This is a genomic window from Vibrio sp. ZF 223 (assembly GCF_003050585.1).
Classification (GTDB): domain Bacteria; phylum Pseudomonadota; class Gammaproteobacteria; order Enterobacterales; family Vibrionaceae; genus Vibrio; species Vibrio crassostreae.
Map to the genome: position 1 here is coordinate 159,632 of NZ_PIGB01000011.1, position 16,231 is coordinate 175,862.

Annotated in this window: 16 protein-coding genes; 11 read left to right on the forward strand and 5 right to left on the reverse strand. The window is 44.0% G+C overall.

All coding sequences use genetic code 11. The features are described from left to right. Positions 1 to 72: 72 nt before the first annotated feature. Entirely contained in the window at positions 73 to 1,419 is a 1,347-nt protein-coding gene (locus CWO13_RS19175) for a DUF4397 domain-containing protein (protein ID WP_102432267.1), read from the forward strand. A 78-nt stretch (positions 1,420 to 1,497) separates the two neighbouring features. Here CWO13_RS19175 and CWO13_RS19180 read toward each other — a convergent pair whose 3' ends face one another. The 4 genes from CWO13_RS19180 to CWO13_RS19195 all read right to left on the reverse strand — a co-directional run bounded on the left by CWO13_RS19180 (position 1,498) and on the right by CWO13_RS19195 (position 5,245). Beyond that, positions 1,498 to 2,856: an AmpG family muropeptide MFS transporter gene (locus tag CWO13_RS19180; protein WP_108083406.1), complete on the reverse strand. Its 1,359-nt coding sequence runs from the start codon at positions 2,854 to 2,856 to the stop codon at positions 1,498 to 1,500. A 53-nt stretch (positions 2,857 to 2,909) separates the two neighbouring features. Then, positions 2,910 to 3,458: a peptidylprolyl isomerase gene (locus CWO13_RS19185; RefSeq protein WP_102480753.1), complete on the reverse strand. Its 549-nt coding sequence runs from the start codon at positions 3,456 to 3,458 to the stop codon at positions 2,910 to 2,912. Then, positions 3,458 to 4,027: a YajG family lipoprotein gene (locus CWO13_RS19190; protein ID WP_048663688.1), complete on the reverse strand. Its 570-nt coding sequence runs from the start codon at positions 4,025 to 4,027 to the stop codon at positions 3,458 to 3,460. Before CWO13_RS19190 ends, CWO13_RS19185 begins: the two co-directional genes overlap by 1 nt. 66 nt (positions 4,028 to 4,093) lie before the next feature. After that, positions 4,094 to 5,245 carry a methyltransferase gene (locus tag CWO13_RS19195; protein ID WP_048607983.1) on the reverse strand — a complete coding sequence of 384 codons (1,152 nt, stop codon included), beginning with the start codon at positions 5,243 to 5,245 and terminating at the stop codon, positions 4,094 to 4,096. A 174-nt stretch (positions 5,246 to 5,419) separates the two neighbouring features. On the opposite strand from CWO13_RS19195, the gene bolA reads away from it, so the two are divergent. The 9 genes from bolA to nqrM all read left to right on the forward strand — a co-directional run bounded on the left by bolA (position 5,420) and on the right by nqrM (position 13,539). Further along, entirely contained in the window at positions 5,420 to 5,728 is a 309-nt protein-coding gene (bolA, locus tag CWO13_RS19200; RefSeq protein ID WP_017064186.1) for a transcriptional regulator BolA, read from the forward strand. Between the two features lie 521 nt (positions 5,729 to 6,249). Then, positions 6,250 to 7,590: a Na(+)-translocating NADH-quinone reductase subunit A gene (locus tag CWO13_RS19205; protein WP_048657905.1), complete on the forward strand. Its 1,341-nt coding sequence runs from the start codon at positions 6,250 to 6,252 to the stop codon at positions 7,588 to 7,590. A gap of 5 nt (positions 7,591 to 7,595) precedes the next feature. Beyond that, positions 7,596 to 8,840 (forward strand): NADH:ubiquinone reductase (Na(+)-transporting) subunit B, encoded by a 1,245-nt coding sequence (locus CWO13_RS19210; protein WP_017067139.1) that lies wholly within the window; start codon positions 7,596 to 7,598, stop codon positions 8,838 to 8,840. After that, the gene (locus tag CWO13_RS19215) at positions 8,830 to 9,597 is read left to right on the forward strand and encodes a Na(+)-translocating NADH-quinone reductase subunit C (RefSeq protein ID WP_004735209.1); all 768 of its coding nucleotides are present in this window, start codon (positions 8,830 to 8,832) and stop codon (positions 9,595 to 9,597) included. The genes CWO13_RS19210 and CWO13_RS19215 overlap by 11 nt, the downstream gene beginning before the upstream one ends. Further along, positions 9,597 to 10,229: an NADH:ubiquinone reductase (Na(+)-transporting) subunit D gene (locus CWO13_RS19220; protein ID WP_008223083.1), complete on the forward strand. Its 633-nt coding sequence runs from the start codon at positions 9,597 to 9,599 to the stop codon at positions 10,227 to 10,229. The genes CWO13_RS19215 and CWO13_RS19220 overlap by 1 nt, the downstream gene beginning before the upstream one ends. A 7-nt stretch (positions 10,230 to 10,236) precedes the next feature. Continuing rightward, the gene (gene nqrE / locus CWO13_RS19225) at positions 10,237 to 10,833 is read left to right on the forward strand and encodes an NADH:ubiquinone reductase (Na(+)-transporting) subunit E (RefSeq protein ID WP_009848375.1); all 597 of its coding nucleotides are present in this window, start codon (positions 10,237 to 10,239) and stop codon (positions 10,831 to 10,833) included. 29 nt (positions 10,834 to 10,862) lie between these two features. Continuing rightward, positions 10,863 to 12,089 (forward strand): NADH:ubiquinone reductase (Na(+)-transporting) subunit F, encoded by a 1,227-nt coding sequence (gene nqrF / locus CWO13_RS19230; RefSeq protein ID WP_017631923.1) that lies wholly within the window; start codon positions 10,863 to 10,865, stop codon positions 12,087 to 12,089. 174 nt (positions 12,090 to 12,263) lie between these two features. Beyond that, positions 12,264 to 13,268: an FAD:protein FMN transferase gene (locus CWO13_RS19235; RefSeq protein ID WP_108083407.1), complete on the forward strand. Its 1,005-nt coding sequence runs from the start codon at positions 12,264 to 12,266 to the stop codon at positions 13,266 to 13,268. A gap of 16 nt (positions 13,269 to 13,284) precedes the next feature. Then, the gene (nqrM, locus tag CWO13_RS19240; RefSeq protein WP_009848378.1) at positions 13,285 to 13,539 is read left to right on the forward strand and encodes a (Na+)-NQR maturation NqrM; all 255 of its coding nucleotides are present in this window, start codon (positions 13,285 to 13,287) and stop codon (positions 13,537 to 13,539) included. Positions 13,540 to 13,674: 135 nt separating this feature from the next. Here nqrM and CWO13_RS19245 read toward each other — a convergent pair whose 3' ends face one another. Next, on the reverse strand, positions 13,675 to 14,913 hold the full coding sequence (locus CWO13_RS19245; protein ID WP_048657907.1) for a response regulator: 1,239 nt from the start codon (positions 14,911 to 14,913) through the stop codon (positions 13,675 to 13,677). 164 nt (positions 14,914 to 15,077) lie between these two features. On the opposite strand from CWO13_RS19245, the gene dinB reads away from it, so the two are divergent. Continuing rightward, positions 15,078 to 16,154, forward strand: coding sequence for a DNA polymerase IV (dinB, locus tag CWO13_RS19250; protein WP_048657908.1), 1,077 nt, complete (start codon positions 15,078 to 15,080; stop codon positions 16,152 to 16,154). Positions 16,155 to 16,231 lie beyond the last annotated feature (77 nt).

The window sequence follows — 16,231 nt, forward strand, 5'->3', positions numbered from 1 at the left end:
AGTATTTAAAGATTTTTTACTGAGCTTATCTTTTGTGTGACGAACTGGTCTAACTTTTTGGAGAGAAGACCGATGAAATATTCACCATTACTAGCGGTAGCAATATCAGCGCTGTTCATTGTTGGGTGTGACGATGACGATGAACCTACTACACAACTTCAAGCCGTTCACGCATCACCTGATGCACCTTTGGCTAATGTTATCGTCAACAGTCAAGCTCGTTGGACTGGCGTCGATTATGCTCAAGCGTCTGGGTACGTGTCAGTGTCAGAAGGGCAGACTTCAGTGCAAGTTGACGTTCAGCTTCCCGGAGAGGCCGTCGCAACCGTCATACCTCAAAGCCAATTTAACCTGAGCCCAGACCTAGATTACACCGTGATGGTGGTCGGCGATGCTGATGGTTCTAATAACCCGGTTGAGGCGTTAGTTGTTACTCGTCCTGCTGCGGGCACGGCAACAAGTTCAAGTTTAGATGTGCAAGTAGTCCATGCGGCGACAGGTGTCGGCGATGTAAACTTGTATGTCACAGGTCCTAGCGATCCATTGGGTGCACCGTTGGGGACGTTGGCTTATAAAGATTTTACCGATGTGCTCAATATTCCTGCTGGTCAATATCGCGTGAGACTTGAAACAGTAACTGGTAGTGCTATCGCGTTTGATTCAGGAGAGATCACTCTGTCTGGAGGTAGCGAGCTAACGATTGCAGCTGTGCCAAGAGCTGACTCAAACAGTACATCTCCAGTTAAGTTGATGGTGATGGATGGTAGCGGTTCCTCTTTAATATACGACATGTCAGAAACTGCCGAAGTGAGAGTCGGGCATTTGGTCGATGGCGCACCAGCTGTAGATGTATTTGTTAATTCTGCTAAGTTTGCTCCTCTTGATGGTTTAATGTTTAAAGAAATTCGCGGTTTCTTAGATTTAGCAGCAGGCAGTTATGATATTGATATATACGAAACGGGAACGACGTCTCCGACATTTATTGATGTTGATGGATTAGCTGTATTTGCTGGCATGGATTACAGCATCTATGCGGTAGGGACAGTAAGTCCACTGAATTTGGAACCTTTGGTTGTTCCTGAAAACCGTCGTCCGGTTGCGACCAGTGCGGTGTTAAACATTACCCACGCCGCTGCTAACCCAATTGCGGCATCGGTGGATATCTACTTAACAGAAAACGCGGGGATCTCTGGTAGCACTCCGGCGCTGAGTGATGTGAAATTCAAAGATTATGCGAATGGCATTTATGTTGCAGCGGGAACTTATTATGTAACGATTACCGTTGCAGGTGACCCATCAACAATCGCTGTTAATTCAGCACAGGCGACCTTGGCTGATGGCGTGGTGTATCAAGTTGTGGCGATCGACGATTCGGCTGGCACAGGCTTCAACCTTATTGTGAGTGATACAACAGACTAGCGTTTACTAAATCAGTAGTGACAAAGTAAAAGAGGGTAGCGTGAAGCTACCCTCTTTCTATTCTGTCTTCTTTTTCTCTTATTCGTGGTTGGTTTTGGCTTTTTCTAGTAAATCTGTGAAAAAGTGGCGCAACGAATAGAGCATGATCAAACTTGGTATCACCATGAGAGCAGTCAATATAAAGAAGGTTGACCAGTCATTGAGGTAATCAACCAACTCACCGCTGAAGGAAGCTAGTGTGGTGCGACCGAAGTTACCTAAGGATGCGAGTAAGGCGTATTGTGTTGCCGAAAACGCTTGGCCTGTTAATAACGTTAGGAAAGAGACAAACGCAACGGTAGAAAAGGCAGTTGTGAAGTTGTCGACAATAATGGTTGCCAAGAACAAGGTTTCACTCGGGCCTGTCTGAGCGATCCACGCAAACATTAGATTACTTGCTGCCATTGCCACACCACCGATCATCAGTCCGCGTACAATGCCAAATTTCACATTGAAGACACTGCCTACCAAAGTGAAGAATATGGTTGCTCCCCAGCCAATTAACTTGGAGTAGTGACCGATCTGTTCGTTACTGAAACCTATCTCTTTATAGAAGGTGATCGACATGCGACCTAAGAAGGCTTCACCTATCTTAAATAGGAACACAAACAGCAATAGAGTAATGGCAACTTGAACGCCGTTTCTTTTGAAGAAATCATAAAACGGTTCAATTACCGTTACACTGAACCAAGCGACAAGCTTTGAGCCGACCACTTTCTTGTGGCGCTGCTGTGCTTGCTCTTGTAGGGCTTCACGTTGTGTGTTTGGCTCTCCGACAAAAAGAGTAAACAGCATTAATACAACAACGACACCTGCCATGCCGTAATACACGCCATTCCAACCGATTGAGTCTGCATTAATAAAGGCAAGGTAGCCTGGTAGAGAATACCCTGTCCACCAACCAATGACGGCCATTGCAGAAGCTTGCGGCAGTTTTGATGCTTCGGATTTTGGGAAGGTATCAATACGAAATGCATCAATCGCGATATCTTGCGTGGCTGAGGCAATAGCAATAGCGAGCGCCAACATTGAGGTAAACGCCAAATTTTCTGCGGGATTGACGCCTGCGATGAATAAGGTGCCAATCAAAACAATGGTTTGGCAGAAAAAGATCCAACTGCGGCGCTGGCCGAGTATTGCGTGAAGCACCGGCAGTTTTACTCGGTCTACCAATGGTGCCCATAGAAAGTTAATCGCATAGACGGCAAACACACTACCAAAGTAGCCAATGGCTGCTCGTGTTAAACCTGCATCTTTTAACCAACCAGACATGTTGGATCCAATAAGAACCCATGGGAAGCCGCTCGAACAGCCGAGCATAAACACCCAAAGTAGGCGTTTATCTAGGTAGCTGCGAAAAGTCTGCATCCAAGAAAGAGAGGGAGTGCCTGATGACATAGGGCGTCCTTGTATAGAAAAACGCCCTTAAGAAATAAGGGCGTTGCATTGGATTACTTAAGAAGGGTCACTTTAGTGATGACGATTGGGTCGACTGGAATGTCTGACATGCGGCCCATTCGTTTAGTTGGAATTGTTGCCATCTTTTGTACAACATCAAAACCTTCAGTTACTTTGCCGAATACAGCGTAACCTGGGTTACCACCTTTTGCGTTCAAAAAATCATTATCAGAGAAGTTAATGAAGAACTGACGAGTTGCAGAATCTGGCGCATTAGTGCGAGCCATAGCGATCGTTGCTGTATCATTCTTTAGGCCGTTGCTGCCTTCATTTTTGATAGGAGCATAAGTCGCTTGTTGATTCATCTCTTGATCGAAGCCGCCACCTTGCGCCATAAAGCCAGGAATAACACGGTGGAAGATAGTACCTTCGTAGCTGCCGTCAGCAACGTACTTTAAAAAGTTCTCAGCACTAACTGGTGCTTGCTCTTGGTTAAGCTCGATAGTGAAGTCGCCTAACGTTGTTTCTACGTTCACTTTAGGACCAGCCCAAACGCTCACGCTCACTAGCATTAATGCAATAAAAGATAGAATGCGACCCATTAGAAACGTTCCTTCATGTAAGTTTGTAGCTCTTGGTCATTGGCAATCTCTTTCAATACCAAGTTGATTACATCGTTAAGCACCATCGCGATATCATCGTTTGAAGCGCTTAATGCACCTGTGCGAGTAGCAGTACCGTTGAATGTTTTAACGAGCTTACCTTCCGGTGTTTCAGCGGTAACTTCAAGCGTTACTTTACCGTCCATTTTGTTTTCCATAATGGTGTGTTCTACGGTAACGAGTGCTTCTTGAATTTCTAAAACAATTGAGTTTTCACTGTTTACGCTTGCACGAAAACCTTGAGACTCTAACTGTTGAGCCACAGCGTTTTCTAGAGAAATACGCATGTTTTGCTTAGCATGAATTGGCTGAATGTTTGAACGGCCACTATCAACCAATGCAACATATTGAGCGGCACGAACATCTTTACTGGTTAGTGTGTATGTTTTACCTTGTACAAGGTTGCTTGAGCTTAGTGAAGCTTCTGGCATTACATTGATCTGTTCTTGCTGAGGGGCTGAACATGCTGTCAAAGCCATAATAGAAGCAGCCAAAATCAGTTTTTTCATTCCTTTATCCTTTCTAAATTCACACCAGAAGCTCGGTATCTTAAATTCTTGTGAAGTCGTTTCTGCTTATTTATTAAAATTCGCAGGTTCTCTTGTTGCTTGTAATATCTCAAATTTTTGGTTTAGTTCAAGCGTTTCAACGTTAGCTTCACCAAATAGTCTTGCTAGTTTTACATCGTATCCGAGGTGTCGGTTGCCAATAACAATTAATTTGCCTCCATTGCTTAGAACATGCTTTGCATCACAGAACATTTGCCACGCAATGTGATCCGTAATCGCTTGTTGCTGATGGAATGGAGGATTACACATCACTAAGTAGGTGCTGTTTTTCTTGAAGCCATCTAAACAGTTGTTGGCGATGAACTGGAAGTTGCCTTCTTCACCAAGGTTATCCTTGACGTTTTGGCGTGCTGATTCCACTGCCATAAAGCTTTCATCCACACAAGTGATACGAGCTTGTGGGTTCAATTGCCCAGCTTTTACACTCAATACACCGTTGCCACAGCCTAGGTCGATGATATGACGCAGCTCAGGATCTTGAGGGATGTGCTCTAGCATATAGCGAGCGCCTTGATCGAGTGCTTCCCCTGAGTAAACATTTGGTAAATTTTTCAGGCGGATATCTTCACCGTCCACATCCCATTCAACAAAAGGCTCTACCGTTTGAATTGGCTGGCAGTTTGGAGACGAGAATACTAAGCGGTGTTTTTTCTTCGCTAGTGATGTTTTGGTTTCGCCTAGGTACTTCTCGAACAGGTTAAGCGTAGAAGTGTGAATCTCTTTTACCTTGTTGACACCGATCACTTGGCAGCCTTCAGGCAAAGCTTGGCGTAGCTGACTCAATTGCCAGATTAGGTGACGATTTGTTTTCGGCAGCTGCATGATCACAAGATCGATACCGTGTGGGATATCATCCATTGTGTTCAAGAAGTTCACTCGGTTACTTTGATTACGCTGTAAGTTTTTCAGAGCACCACGGTGAGAGATAAATGAGTCGCTCATCATAGTGACATCATGGTCTTTCGAGAACCAAGTCGATAGAGCACCGAAGCTGTCGTTCATGATCAGGATGTGTTTACCAGGTTCAAGGTTCATCTCTTCAACATGACTGATCAGGTATTCGTCGCCCGCATCCCAAGCTTGAAGGGTTTCATTTGAACGTTTAGGGAAACGATGTAAGGTCAAAGTTCTGTCGTGAAGGGTAAGTTCGGTTTTCATTGCTTGAGATACTTATGTAAGAAATAACAAAGATATTGTCTCAAATGCAGCCTGAACAAGATAGAAAAAACTCAACCAAACCTATGCCATTTGCTATGAAATACTCAGACACTCGACCTGTTAGGGTTTATACTCACCCCACGGATAATGCCAATACGTTATTAAGGAATCACAATGATCCAAGAAGTTATCGAAACAAAATTGCACAATGAGTTTTCACCAAGTCATTTAAACGTGGTCAATGAGAGCTATATGCACAATGTTCCGGCTGGTTCTGAGAGTCATTTCAAAGTGATTGTTGTCAGCGATGTGTTTGAAGGTTTGCGTCTTATTGCTCGTCATCGAGCGGTAAATAAAGCCCTTTCAGAAGAGCTGGCGAACAATATTCATGCATTGTCCATTCACACTTATACAAAAGATGAATGGATGAAGCAGCTAGATAACGTGCCAGATAGCCCGATGTGTATGGGCGGCGGTAAGTAAGAAAGCTTACGAATATAGAAGAGGTGGCGATGCCGCCTTTTTTGTCGTCAAATTCATCTGTTTTTCGTTGTTATATCACTCAAACTGATGGTAAATCGAACGGCTGAAAATACCTACAATGAGTAATGTTTTTATTAACAGTGTTTCAACATAACTCGTAAAATATTAGTTTGTGACAGAGTATTAATCTCTTGTTTAAAACACGATTCAAAAGCCAATTTATCTGTGCGGCTCGTCAAATTTATACATATTTGAGAGTCCATATGCTTCAAATCTCACCAAATAAAGGCCGTATTCAAGTTATTGGTCATGGCATCAAGTTGTCAAAAAATGCTAGAATACGGCACCTGATAAATCTCACATAATTAGTGTGATGAATTTATTAAGATAATGTTGCGATTTTGGTATTTCAAATCTACCGAAACCGGACACTGTAATGTCGTGTCTAAGGGCGATTTTAAAACGTCCCGAATTTACGCAATTAAAAGAATCTTTTTCCCGATAAAGTAGTGCAAGTGCGTATGATTACAATAAAGAAGGGTTTGGATCTTCCTATCGCAGGAACTCCATCCCAGGTGATTAATGATGGTAAGTCCATCACTAAAGTCGCCTTGCTTGGCGAAGAGTACGTTGGTATGCGTCCTACGATGCATGCTCGCGTTGGTGATGAAGTGAAGAAAGGCCAAGTTCTTTTTGCAGATAAAAAGAACCCAGGTGTTGTATTTACTTCTCCAGCAAGCGGTAAAGTTATTGAAGTGAACCGTGGTGCTAAGCGTGTTCTTCAATCAGTAGTGATTGAAGTAGCAGGTAATGAGCAAATCACGTTCAATAGCTATGAAGCTAACCAACTAACAAGTCTTGACCGTGAAACGGTTAAAGCTCAGTTGGTTGAGTCTGGCGCATGGACCGCTTTGCGAACTCGTCCGTTCAGCAAGGTTCCAGCAGTTGATTCTGAAACTCAGGCTATTTTCGTTACTGCTATGGATACTAATCCACTAGCAGCTGAGCCAGAATTAATCATTAACGAGCAGTCTGATGCTTTCGTTGCTGGTTTAGATCTTCTTTCAACTCTGACTAACGGTAAAGTGTACGTTTGTAAAAAAGGTACTAGCTTACCTCGTTCAGCTCAGTCTAACGTTGAAGAACATGTTTTTGATGGCCCACACCCTGCAGGTCTTGCAGGCACGCATATGCATTACCTATATCCGGTAAATGCACAAAATGTAGCGTGGAGCATTAACTACCAAGATGTTATCGCATTCGGTAAGCTTTTCCTTACTGGTGAGATTTACTCTGAGCGTGTTGTTTCTCTGGCTGGTCCAGTGGTTAACAACCCACGTCTAGTTCGTACTCAAATTGGTGCTAGCCTTGAAGAGTTGACAGACAGCGAGTTAATGCCAGGCGAAGTTCGTGTGATTTCTGGTTCTGTACTTACGGGTACTGAAGCAACAGGTCCACATGCTTTCCTTGGTCGTTACCATCAGCAAGTTTCTGTTCTACGTGAAGGTCGTGATAAAGAGCTATTCGGCTGGGCTATGCCTGGTAAGAACAAGTTCTCTGTTACTCGTTCATTCCTTGGTCACCTGTTTAAAGGTCAGTTGTTCAACATGACAACGACGACAAACGGTAGTGACCGCTCAATGGTTCCAATTGGTAACTACGAGCGCGTAATGCCTCTAGATATGGAACCTACATTGCTGCTTCGTGATCTATGTGCAGGCGACATTGATAGTGCTCAAGCACTTGGTGCGCTAGAGCTAGACGAAGAAGATGTAGCATTGTGTACCTTTGTATGTCCAGGTAAGTACGAGTACGGTCAACTACTTCGTGAATGCCTAGATACGATTGAGAAGGAAGGGTAATTTTCATGGGCCTTAAAAAGTTTCTTGAAGACATCGAGCATCATTTTGAGCCAGGTGGTAAACACGAGAAGTGGTTTGCGCTTTACGAAGCAGCAGCGACAGTGTTCTACACGCCAGGTCTTATTACAAAGAAAAGCTCGCACGTTCGTGATAGCGTTGATTTAAAACGTATCATGATCATGGTTTGGTTCGCGGTATTCCCAGCAATGTTCTGGGGTATGTACAACGCGGGTGGCCAAGCTATCGCAGCACTTAACCATATGTACGCAGGCGCTGAACTAGCATCTGTTATCAGTGGTAACTGGCACTACTGGCTAACCGAAATGCTTGGCGCCTCCTTAGGAGCCGATGCAGGTGTTGGCAGCAAGATGCTACTTGGTGCGACATACTTCCTACCTATCTACGCAACGGTATTCATCGTTGGTGGTTTCTGGGAAGTTCTGTTCTGTATGGTGCGTAAGCACGAAGTAAACGAAGGCTTCTTTGTTACTTCTATCTTATTTGCGCTTATCGTTCCGCCAACACTTCCTCTATGGCAAGCAGCACTAGGTATTACCTTCGGTGTTGTAGTCGCTAAAGAGATCTTCGGTGGTACGGGTCGTAACTTCCTGAACCCTGCACTTGCTGGCCGTGCGTTCCTATTCTTTGCATACCCTGCACAGATTTCAGGTGACGTAGTTTGGACTGCTGCAGACGGTTTCTCTGGTGCAACTGCTCTTAGCCAATGGGCTCAAGGCGGCGGTAGCGCACTAATGAACGTAACATCTGGTGAAGCAATCACTTGGATGGACGCATTCATTGGTAACATCCCAGGTTCTATCGGTGAAGTATCGACTCTAGCACTTATGATCGGTGCTGCGATGATCGTATACATGCGTATCGCTTCATGGCGTATCATTGCTGGTGTAATGATCGGTATGATTGCTGTGTCTACGCTGTTTAACGTGATCGGTTCTGATACTAACGCAATGTTCAGCATGCCTTGGCACTGGCACCTAGTTCTTGGTGGCTTCGCGTTCGGTATGTTCTTCATGGCGACTGACCCAGTATCAGCTTCATTTACCAACAAAGGTAAGTGGTGGTACGGCATCCTAATCGGCGCAATGTGTGTAATGATCCGTGTAGTTAACCCTGCATACCCAGAAGGCATGATGCTTGCGATTCTATTCGCAAACCTATTTGCTCCTCTGTTTGACCACGTTGTAATCGAGAAGAACATTAAGCGGAGACTAGCGCGCTATGGCAAGTAATAACGATAGCATTAAAAAGACGCTGTTTGTTGTTATCGCATTGAGCTTAGTGTGCTCAATCATCGTTTCAACAGCTGCAGTTGTTCTTAAACCTAAGCAACAAGCTAACGCGGTTCTGGATCAGCAAACTAAGATCCTTGAAGTTGCGGGCATTGAACTTGCGGGTAACATTCCAGCACTGTACGCAGAGAACATTGAACCTCGTCTAGTTGATTTCGCTACTGGTGATTTCGTTGACGGCGATGCTGCTGCATACGACCAACGTAAAGCGGCAAAAGATCCAGCTCAGTCAATTAAGCTTTCAGCTGAAGATGACATCGCTAAGATCATTCGTCGTGCTAACACAGGTACTGTATACCTTGTGAAAGATGGCGCTGAAACTTCTAAAGTTATCATCCCTGTTCACGGTAACGGTCTATGGTCAATGATGTACGCATTCGTTGCGGTAGAAACTGATGGCAACACAGTTTCTGGTATCACTTACTACGAGCAAGGTGAAACTCCTGGACTTGGTGGTGAAGTTGAGAACCCAACTTGGCGCGCTCAATTCGTTGGTAAGAAATTATTCGACGAAAACCACAAACCTGCTATTCAGGTTGTTAAAGGTGGCGCTCCTCAAGGTTCTGAGCACGGTGTAGATGGCCTTTCTGGTGCAACACTGACTAGCGTTGGTGTTCAACATACATTTGACTTCTGGTTAGGTGATATGGGCTTTGGTCCGTTCCTAGCAAAAGTTCGTGACGGAGGTCTGAACTAATGTCTAGTGCAAAAGAAATTAAAAAGAGCATCTTAGCGCCGGTGTTGGACAACAACCCAATCGCGCTACAGGTTCTTGGTGTGTGTTCTGCTCTTGCGGTAACCACTAAGCTAGAAACAGCATTTGTTATGACTATCGCGGTAATGTTCGTTACTGCTCTGTCTAACTTCTTCGTTTCTTTGATCCGTAACCACATTCCTAACAGTGTGCGTATCATCGTTCAGATGGCAATCATCGCATCATTAGTAATCGTGGTAGACCAAGTGCTTAAAGCATACCTATACGATATCTCTAAGCAGCTATCTGTATTCGTAGGCCTAATCATTACTAACTGTATTGTAATGGGTCGTGCTGAAGCATTCGCAATGAAGTCTGCGCCAATCCCATCTCTAATCGATGGTCTTGGTAACGGTCTTGGTTACGGTTTCGTTCTTATCACTGTTGGTTTCTTCCGTGAGCTTCTAGGCTCTGGCAAACTATTTGGTATGGAAGTACTACCTCTAGTGAGCAACGGTGGTTGGTATCAGCCAAATGGCTTGATGCTTCTAGCACCTTCTGCATTCTTCCTAATTGGTTTCTTGATTTGGGCAATTCGTGTGTTCAAACCAGAACAAGTAGAAGCGAAGGGGTAAGGTAGTCATGGAACATTATATTAGTCTGCTAGTTAAATCGATTTTCATCGAAAACATGGCGCTTTCTTTCTTCCTAGGTATGTGTACATTCCTAGCGGTATCTAAGAAAGTTAAAACTTCTTTTGGTCTTGGTGTTGCGGTAGTTGTAGTACTTACAATCGCTGTTCCTGTAAACAACCTTGTTTACACACACATCCTGAAAGAAAACGCGCTTGTTGAAGGTGTCGATTTAAGTTTCCTTAACTTCATCGCATTCATCGGTGTTATCGCGGCACTTGTACAAATCCTAGAGATGGTTCTAGACCGTTTCTTCCCACCTTTGTACAACGCACTAGGTATCTTCCTTCCACTGATCACAGTTAACTGTGCAATCTTTGGTGGTGTATCTTTCATGGTAACTCGTGACTACAACTTTGCGGAATCTGTTGTTTACGGCTTCGGTTCTGGTGTGGGTTGGATGTTAGCTATCGTTGCTCTTGCGGGTATCCGTGAGAAGATGAAGTACTCTGACGTACCTCCAGGTCTTCGTGGCCTTGGTATCACGTTCATTACTGTTGGTCTGATGGCGTTAGGCTTTATGTCTTTCTCTGGTGTTCAACTGTAGGGTAAGCACCCAGTAATAAGGAATAACAAATGCAAAGCATTATTCTTGGCGTAGCGATGTTTACCATTATTGTATTGGCTCTAGTACTAGTGATTCTTTTCGCTAAGTCTAAGCTAGTACCATCAGGTGACATCACTATTGCTGTAAACGGCGACCCTGAAAAGGCGATCGTTACTCAACCTGGTAGCAAGCTACTTGGTGCCCTAGCTGGCGCTGGTATCTTCGTATCTTCTGCTTGTGGTGGCGGTGGCTCTTGTGGTCAGTGTCGTGTAAAAGTTAAGTCTGGTGGTGGCGACATCCTTCCAACTGAACTTGATCACATCACAAAAGGTGAAGCTCGCGAAGGTGAACGTCTTGCATGTCAAGTTGCTATGAAAACTGACATGGAGATTGAACTAGACGAAGATATCTTTGGTGTTAAAAAGTGGGAATGTACTGTTATCTCGAATAACAACGAAGCTACTTTCATCAAAGAACTTGCTCTAGCGATCCCTGAAGGTGAAGAAGTTCCGTTCCGCGCGGGTGGTTACATTCAGATTGAAGCTGAACCACATCACGTGAAATACGCAGATTACGATATTCCTGAGGAATACCGTGGTGACTGGGATAAGTTCAACTTGTTCCGTTACGAGTCTATCGTTAAAGAGCACTCGATCCGTGCTTACTCTATGGCTTCATACCCAGAAGAGAAAGGCATCATCAAGCTTAACGTGCGTATCGCAACTCCGCCGCCAAACAACCCTGACGTAGCTCCTGGTGTGATGTCTTCATACATCTGGTCTCTTAAAGAAGGCGACAAATGTACTATTTCTGGTCCATTTGGTGAGTTCTTTGCTAAAGACACAGACAATGAAATGGTATTCATCGGTGGTGGTGCAGGTATGGCGCCAATGCGTTCACATATCTTCGACCAACTTAAGCGTCTTAACTCTACTCGTAAGATGTCTTACTGGTACGGTGCACGTTCTAAGCGTGAGATGTTCTACATTGAAGATTTCGATGGCCTAGCGGCTGCAAACGAGAACTTCGTGTGGCACTGTGCTCTGTCTGATCCTCAACCAGAGGACAACTGGGACGGTTACACAGGTTTCATCCATAACGTATTGTACGAAAACTACCTGAAGGATCACGAAGCTCCTGAAGACTGTGAGTACTACATGTGTGGTCCACCAATGATGAACGCGGCTGTTATCGGCATGCTGAAAGATCTTGGTGTAGAAGATGAAAACATCCTACTAGATGACTTCGGTGGTTAATCCATTTAAGTGATTGATATTATGGCTGACTCTCACGAGTCAGCCATTTGTTTTTCTAAGACTATTTTTGACAACATACTGGCTTATATAAGAAAGAGTAAGGCATTCAAAATACCTATTTTTTACTCTTATTTTTCCTTATATAAATCCTTAACATTAGACAGGAGTAAGCAAGTGAGAATTTGGCTTGTTGCATTAACTTCTTTGATTTTTCTTGCGGGCTGTGATCAGGCAAGAGAGCAAGTGCATTTAAGTGGCCCAACAATGGGTACCAGTTACAATATTAAATATATCAAGGGTGATGAATTTCCTGAATCTAATGAAGTTCATACTGAGATCGATCGTCTACTTGAAGAAGTGAATGATCAAATGTCGACTTACCGTGAAGATTCAGAGCTGAGCCGTTTCAATCAACACAAAGGTGCGGACGCATTCGAAGTATCTGAACAAACTGCTATCGTTGTGAAAGAAGCCATTCGTTTGAACGGTCTTACTGAAGGTGCGTTGGATGTTACGGTTGGCCCATTGGTTAATCTTTGGGGTTTTGGTCCTGAAGCGCGTCCGGAAGTCGTTCCATCAGATGAAGAACTTGCTGCTCGTAAAGCTAAGGTTGGTATTCACCACTTGAGCGTTGAAGGCAACAAGCTAACTAAAGACTTGCCTAATTTGTATGTCGACCTGTCAACTATTGCAAAAGGTTGGGGCGTTGATGTTGTTGCCGATTACCTTGATTCAATTGGTATTCACAACTACATGGTAGAAGTAGGCGGTGAAATCCGTTTGAAAGGCCTAAACCGTGAAAGTGTAGGCTGGCGTATTGCCATCGAAAAGCCAAGTATTGACGAACGTAACATCCAAGAGATCATCGAGCCTGGTGATATGGCGATCGCAACGTCTGGTGACTACCGCAACTATTTTGAGCGTGATGGTGTTCGTTACTCACACATCATCAACCCAGAAACAGGAAAGCCTCTTCATCATAAAGTGGTTTCTGTGACTGTTTTAAACCCGTCTTCAATGACTGCAGACGGCTTATCTACTGGCCTTATGGTCTTAGGTGAGGAAAAAGGAATGGAAGTCGCAAACCAGCATAACATCCCAGTGTTCATGGTGGTAAAAACAGCAGATGGCTTTAAAGAAATTGCTTCTGAAGCATTTAAGCCATACTTAGGTAAATAAGGTAAGCGAGATAATTATGAATACATTTCTGATTACATTTGGTGTTTTTCTTGCAGTAATCGCAGCGATGTCAATTGGCTACATTATCCAAAAGAAAGTTGTGAAAGGTAGCTGTGGTGGCTTAGGTGCTGTTGGTATTGATAAAGTATGTAACTGCCCTGAACCTTGCGACGCGCGTAAGAAGCGTGAAGCACGTGAAGCTTACCGTGAAGAGAAGCTGGCTGAGCGCCAACAAAAAGAAGCGGCTTGGAGTAAAGACCGTATCGCTTAATGGGTGACAGTCATAAGGGGTAGAGTTATCTATGCCCTTAAATTGAAAAGCTCAAGATTATCATCTTGAGCTTTTTTGGTTTTGAGGCTTAGTCATTTATCTTGGCAGATTAACGATGGAAACAAAAACGAATGACTATTGTTCGATTTGCATGCTGTTACGCGCAAACACTAGCTGATTCCTACCTTGCTCTTTTGCCGTATAAAGAAGCTCATCAGCGGCTTTGATCTGCTCATCTAACTTGGCGTCTAAATCGGTTACGCCGATGCTAATACTGACCTTGATTCTTTGAGAGTCATGCTCAACAACATGGCTTTCAATGGCTTCTCTCATGGACTCTAAGTTGTCAACAAAGCTCTCAAATGCACCGCATGACTGAATACAAAACTCTTCACCACCGAAGCGCACAGCGACATCGTCTTTGAAATGATCTTTGATGATTTTCCCTACATCGATCAGCACGGCATCACCACCATCGTGGCCAAAGGTATCATTCACTTTCTTAAAGAAGTCGATATCCATCATCGCGATGTTTCGTTGATCGCAGCCCTTACAAGGATGATTAAACAGGTAGCGACGATTCCATAAGCCAGTAAGAGCATCCTCGTTGGCATGTCGAAATAGCTCATTGGCCGCTTCTTTCATATCAAGCAGTTGATGGATACGGCAGAAAAACTCTTCTTGGTTAAAAGGCTTGTAAAGGAAATCGTTAGCACCCGCTTTAAGGAATCGCGCTGTCATGGTGCGGTCATCGCTACCTGATAGCCCTAAAATAGCCAACTGGTTTCTATCGTGATCGCGTCGAATTTCACGGATCATCGCTATACCGTCTTTGTTCGGCATATCATGGTCTGTAACAACGAATGTAATATCGGGATCGTTATGAAGAAGCTTTAATGCTTGTTCGCCGTCTTCGGCTTGGATAGTTTGGATATATTGGTGTTCTAGAAGTTGAGCTATGTAACGGCGAACAACCGCTGAATCATCGACAACCAATGCTTTGTGGTGGCGATTATTCGAAATTCTTTGAACCAGAGGGAGTAGGTAGCTTACTGATGACATACTGTCTTTAAGTATGTAGTCAATAACGCCTTTTGCTAGGACTTGCTCTCGCAGTTGATTGTCGAACATCCCGGTAAGAACAATTATTTTCTGTTGATAGCCTAATACGAGATCAATGATCTCACCGTCTTGCCCGTCAGGTAAGCAGTAATCTAATACGGCACATAAGAAATCCGTCTCTTGTTCCAAGATGTTTTTTGCTTCTGCAATAGATTCAGCAAGTGCGACCTCATAACCGCTATTTTTAAGCTGTTGGTACAGGTAGTTGCGGAATGCTCGGCTATCTTCCACCACTAGTATTTTTTCACTCACAAGCGATCCCTACTTATAGACTAAATACTCGTTAACAATAGTATCAGAAGAGCTTATGACTATTGAAGCGAAACCTTTTTAGCTGGACTCGAGATCGTTTTAAATCTGATAAAATTTGGATTATACTGTTTATTGATACAGTTGTAAGGTCGAGTCATTCCTAGATGTGTAGCGCAGGCGAAGAGAAAATAAGAAAAATAATTCATGTCGATATGGATTGTTTTTATGCGGCTGTAGAAATGCGTGATAACCCAGCTTACCGAAATCGCCCGTTAGCTGTTGGTGGGCATGAGAAGCAACGCGGTGTTTTGAGCACATGTAATTATGAAGCCCGCAAGTTTGGTGTTCGCTCTGCAATGCCGACCGGAAAAGCGCTACAGCTTTGTCCTAATCTATTGGTTGTGCCGGGAAGAATGTCGGTCTATGTCGAGATATCTAAAAAGATCCGTGAAATCTTCTCTCGATACACGTCTGTCATAGAGCCTCTTTCCTTAGATGAAGCGTTTCTTGATGTCACCGATTCTACGCAGTGTCATGGTTCAGCAACACTTATTGCTGAGTCGATTCGCCGTGATATCTGGAATGAACTCAACCTGACCGCTTCGGCTGGCATTGCCCCGATCAAGTTCTTAGCCAAAGTTGCCTCGGATCTGAATAAGCCCAATGGTCAGTTTGTTATCCCTCCACAAGACGTACAATCAGTGATTGATGAGTTGCCACTAGAAAAGATTCCCGGTGTCGGCAAGGTGAGCATTGAAAAGCTGCATCAAGCAGGTTTCTTTACTTGTAAGGATATTAAAGAGTCTGACTATCGAGACCTCCTACTCAAGTTTGGCCGTCAAGGTGCATCACTCTGGAAGCGCAGTCATGGCATTGATGATCGAGAAGTTATCATCGAGCGCGAGCGAAAATCGGTAGGCGTAGAGCGCACCTTCACTCAAAATATTTCAACTTACGCTGAATGTTGGCAGGTAATCGAAGACAAGCTATTTCCTGAGCTCGAAACTCGCTTAGAAAAAGCCAGCCCAACTAAAGCGATCATCAAGCAGGGAATCAAACTCAAGTTCGCCGACTTTCAGCAAACCACGATTGAACATATCCACGCCTCTTTAGATCGTGAACACTTCAAAGAACTGCTAAGTGAAATACTGAAAAGACAACAGGGGCGAGAGATACGTCTGCTTGGTTTAAGTGTAATGCTGCAACCCAAAGACCAAATGCGTCAGTTGAGTTTCTTTTAGGGAAAGGCTCTGAGAGGTTCGGCTTAGAAATGTTGTTGAAAGTGTTGTTGGTATTTGAATACCGACTAGACTTCACA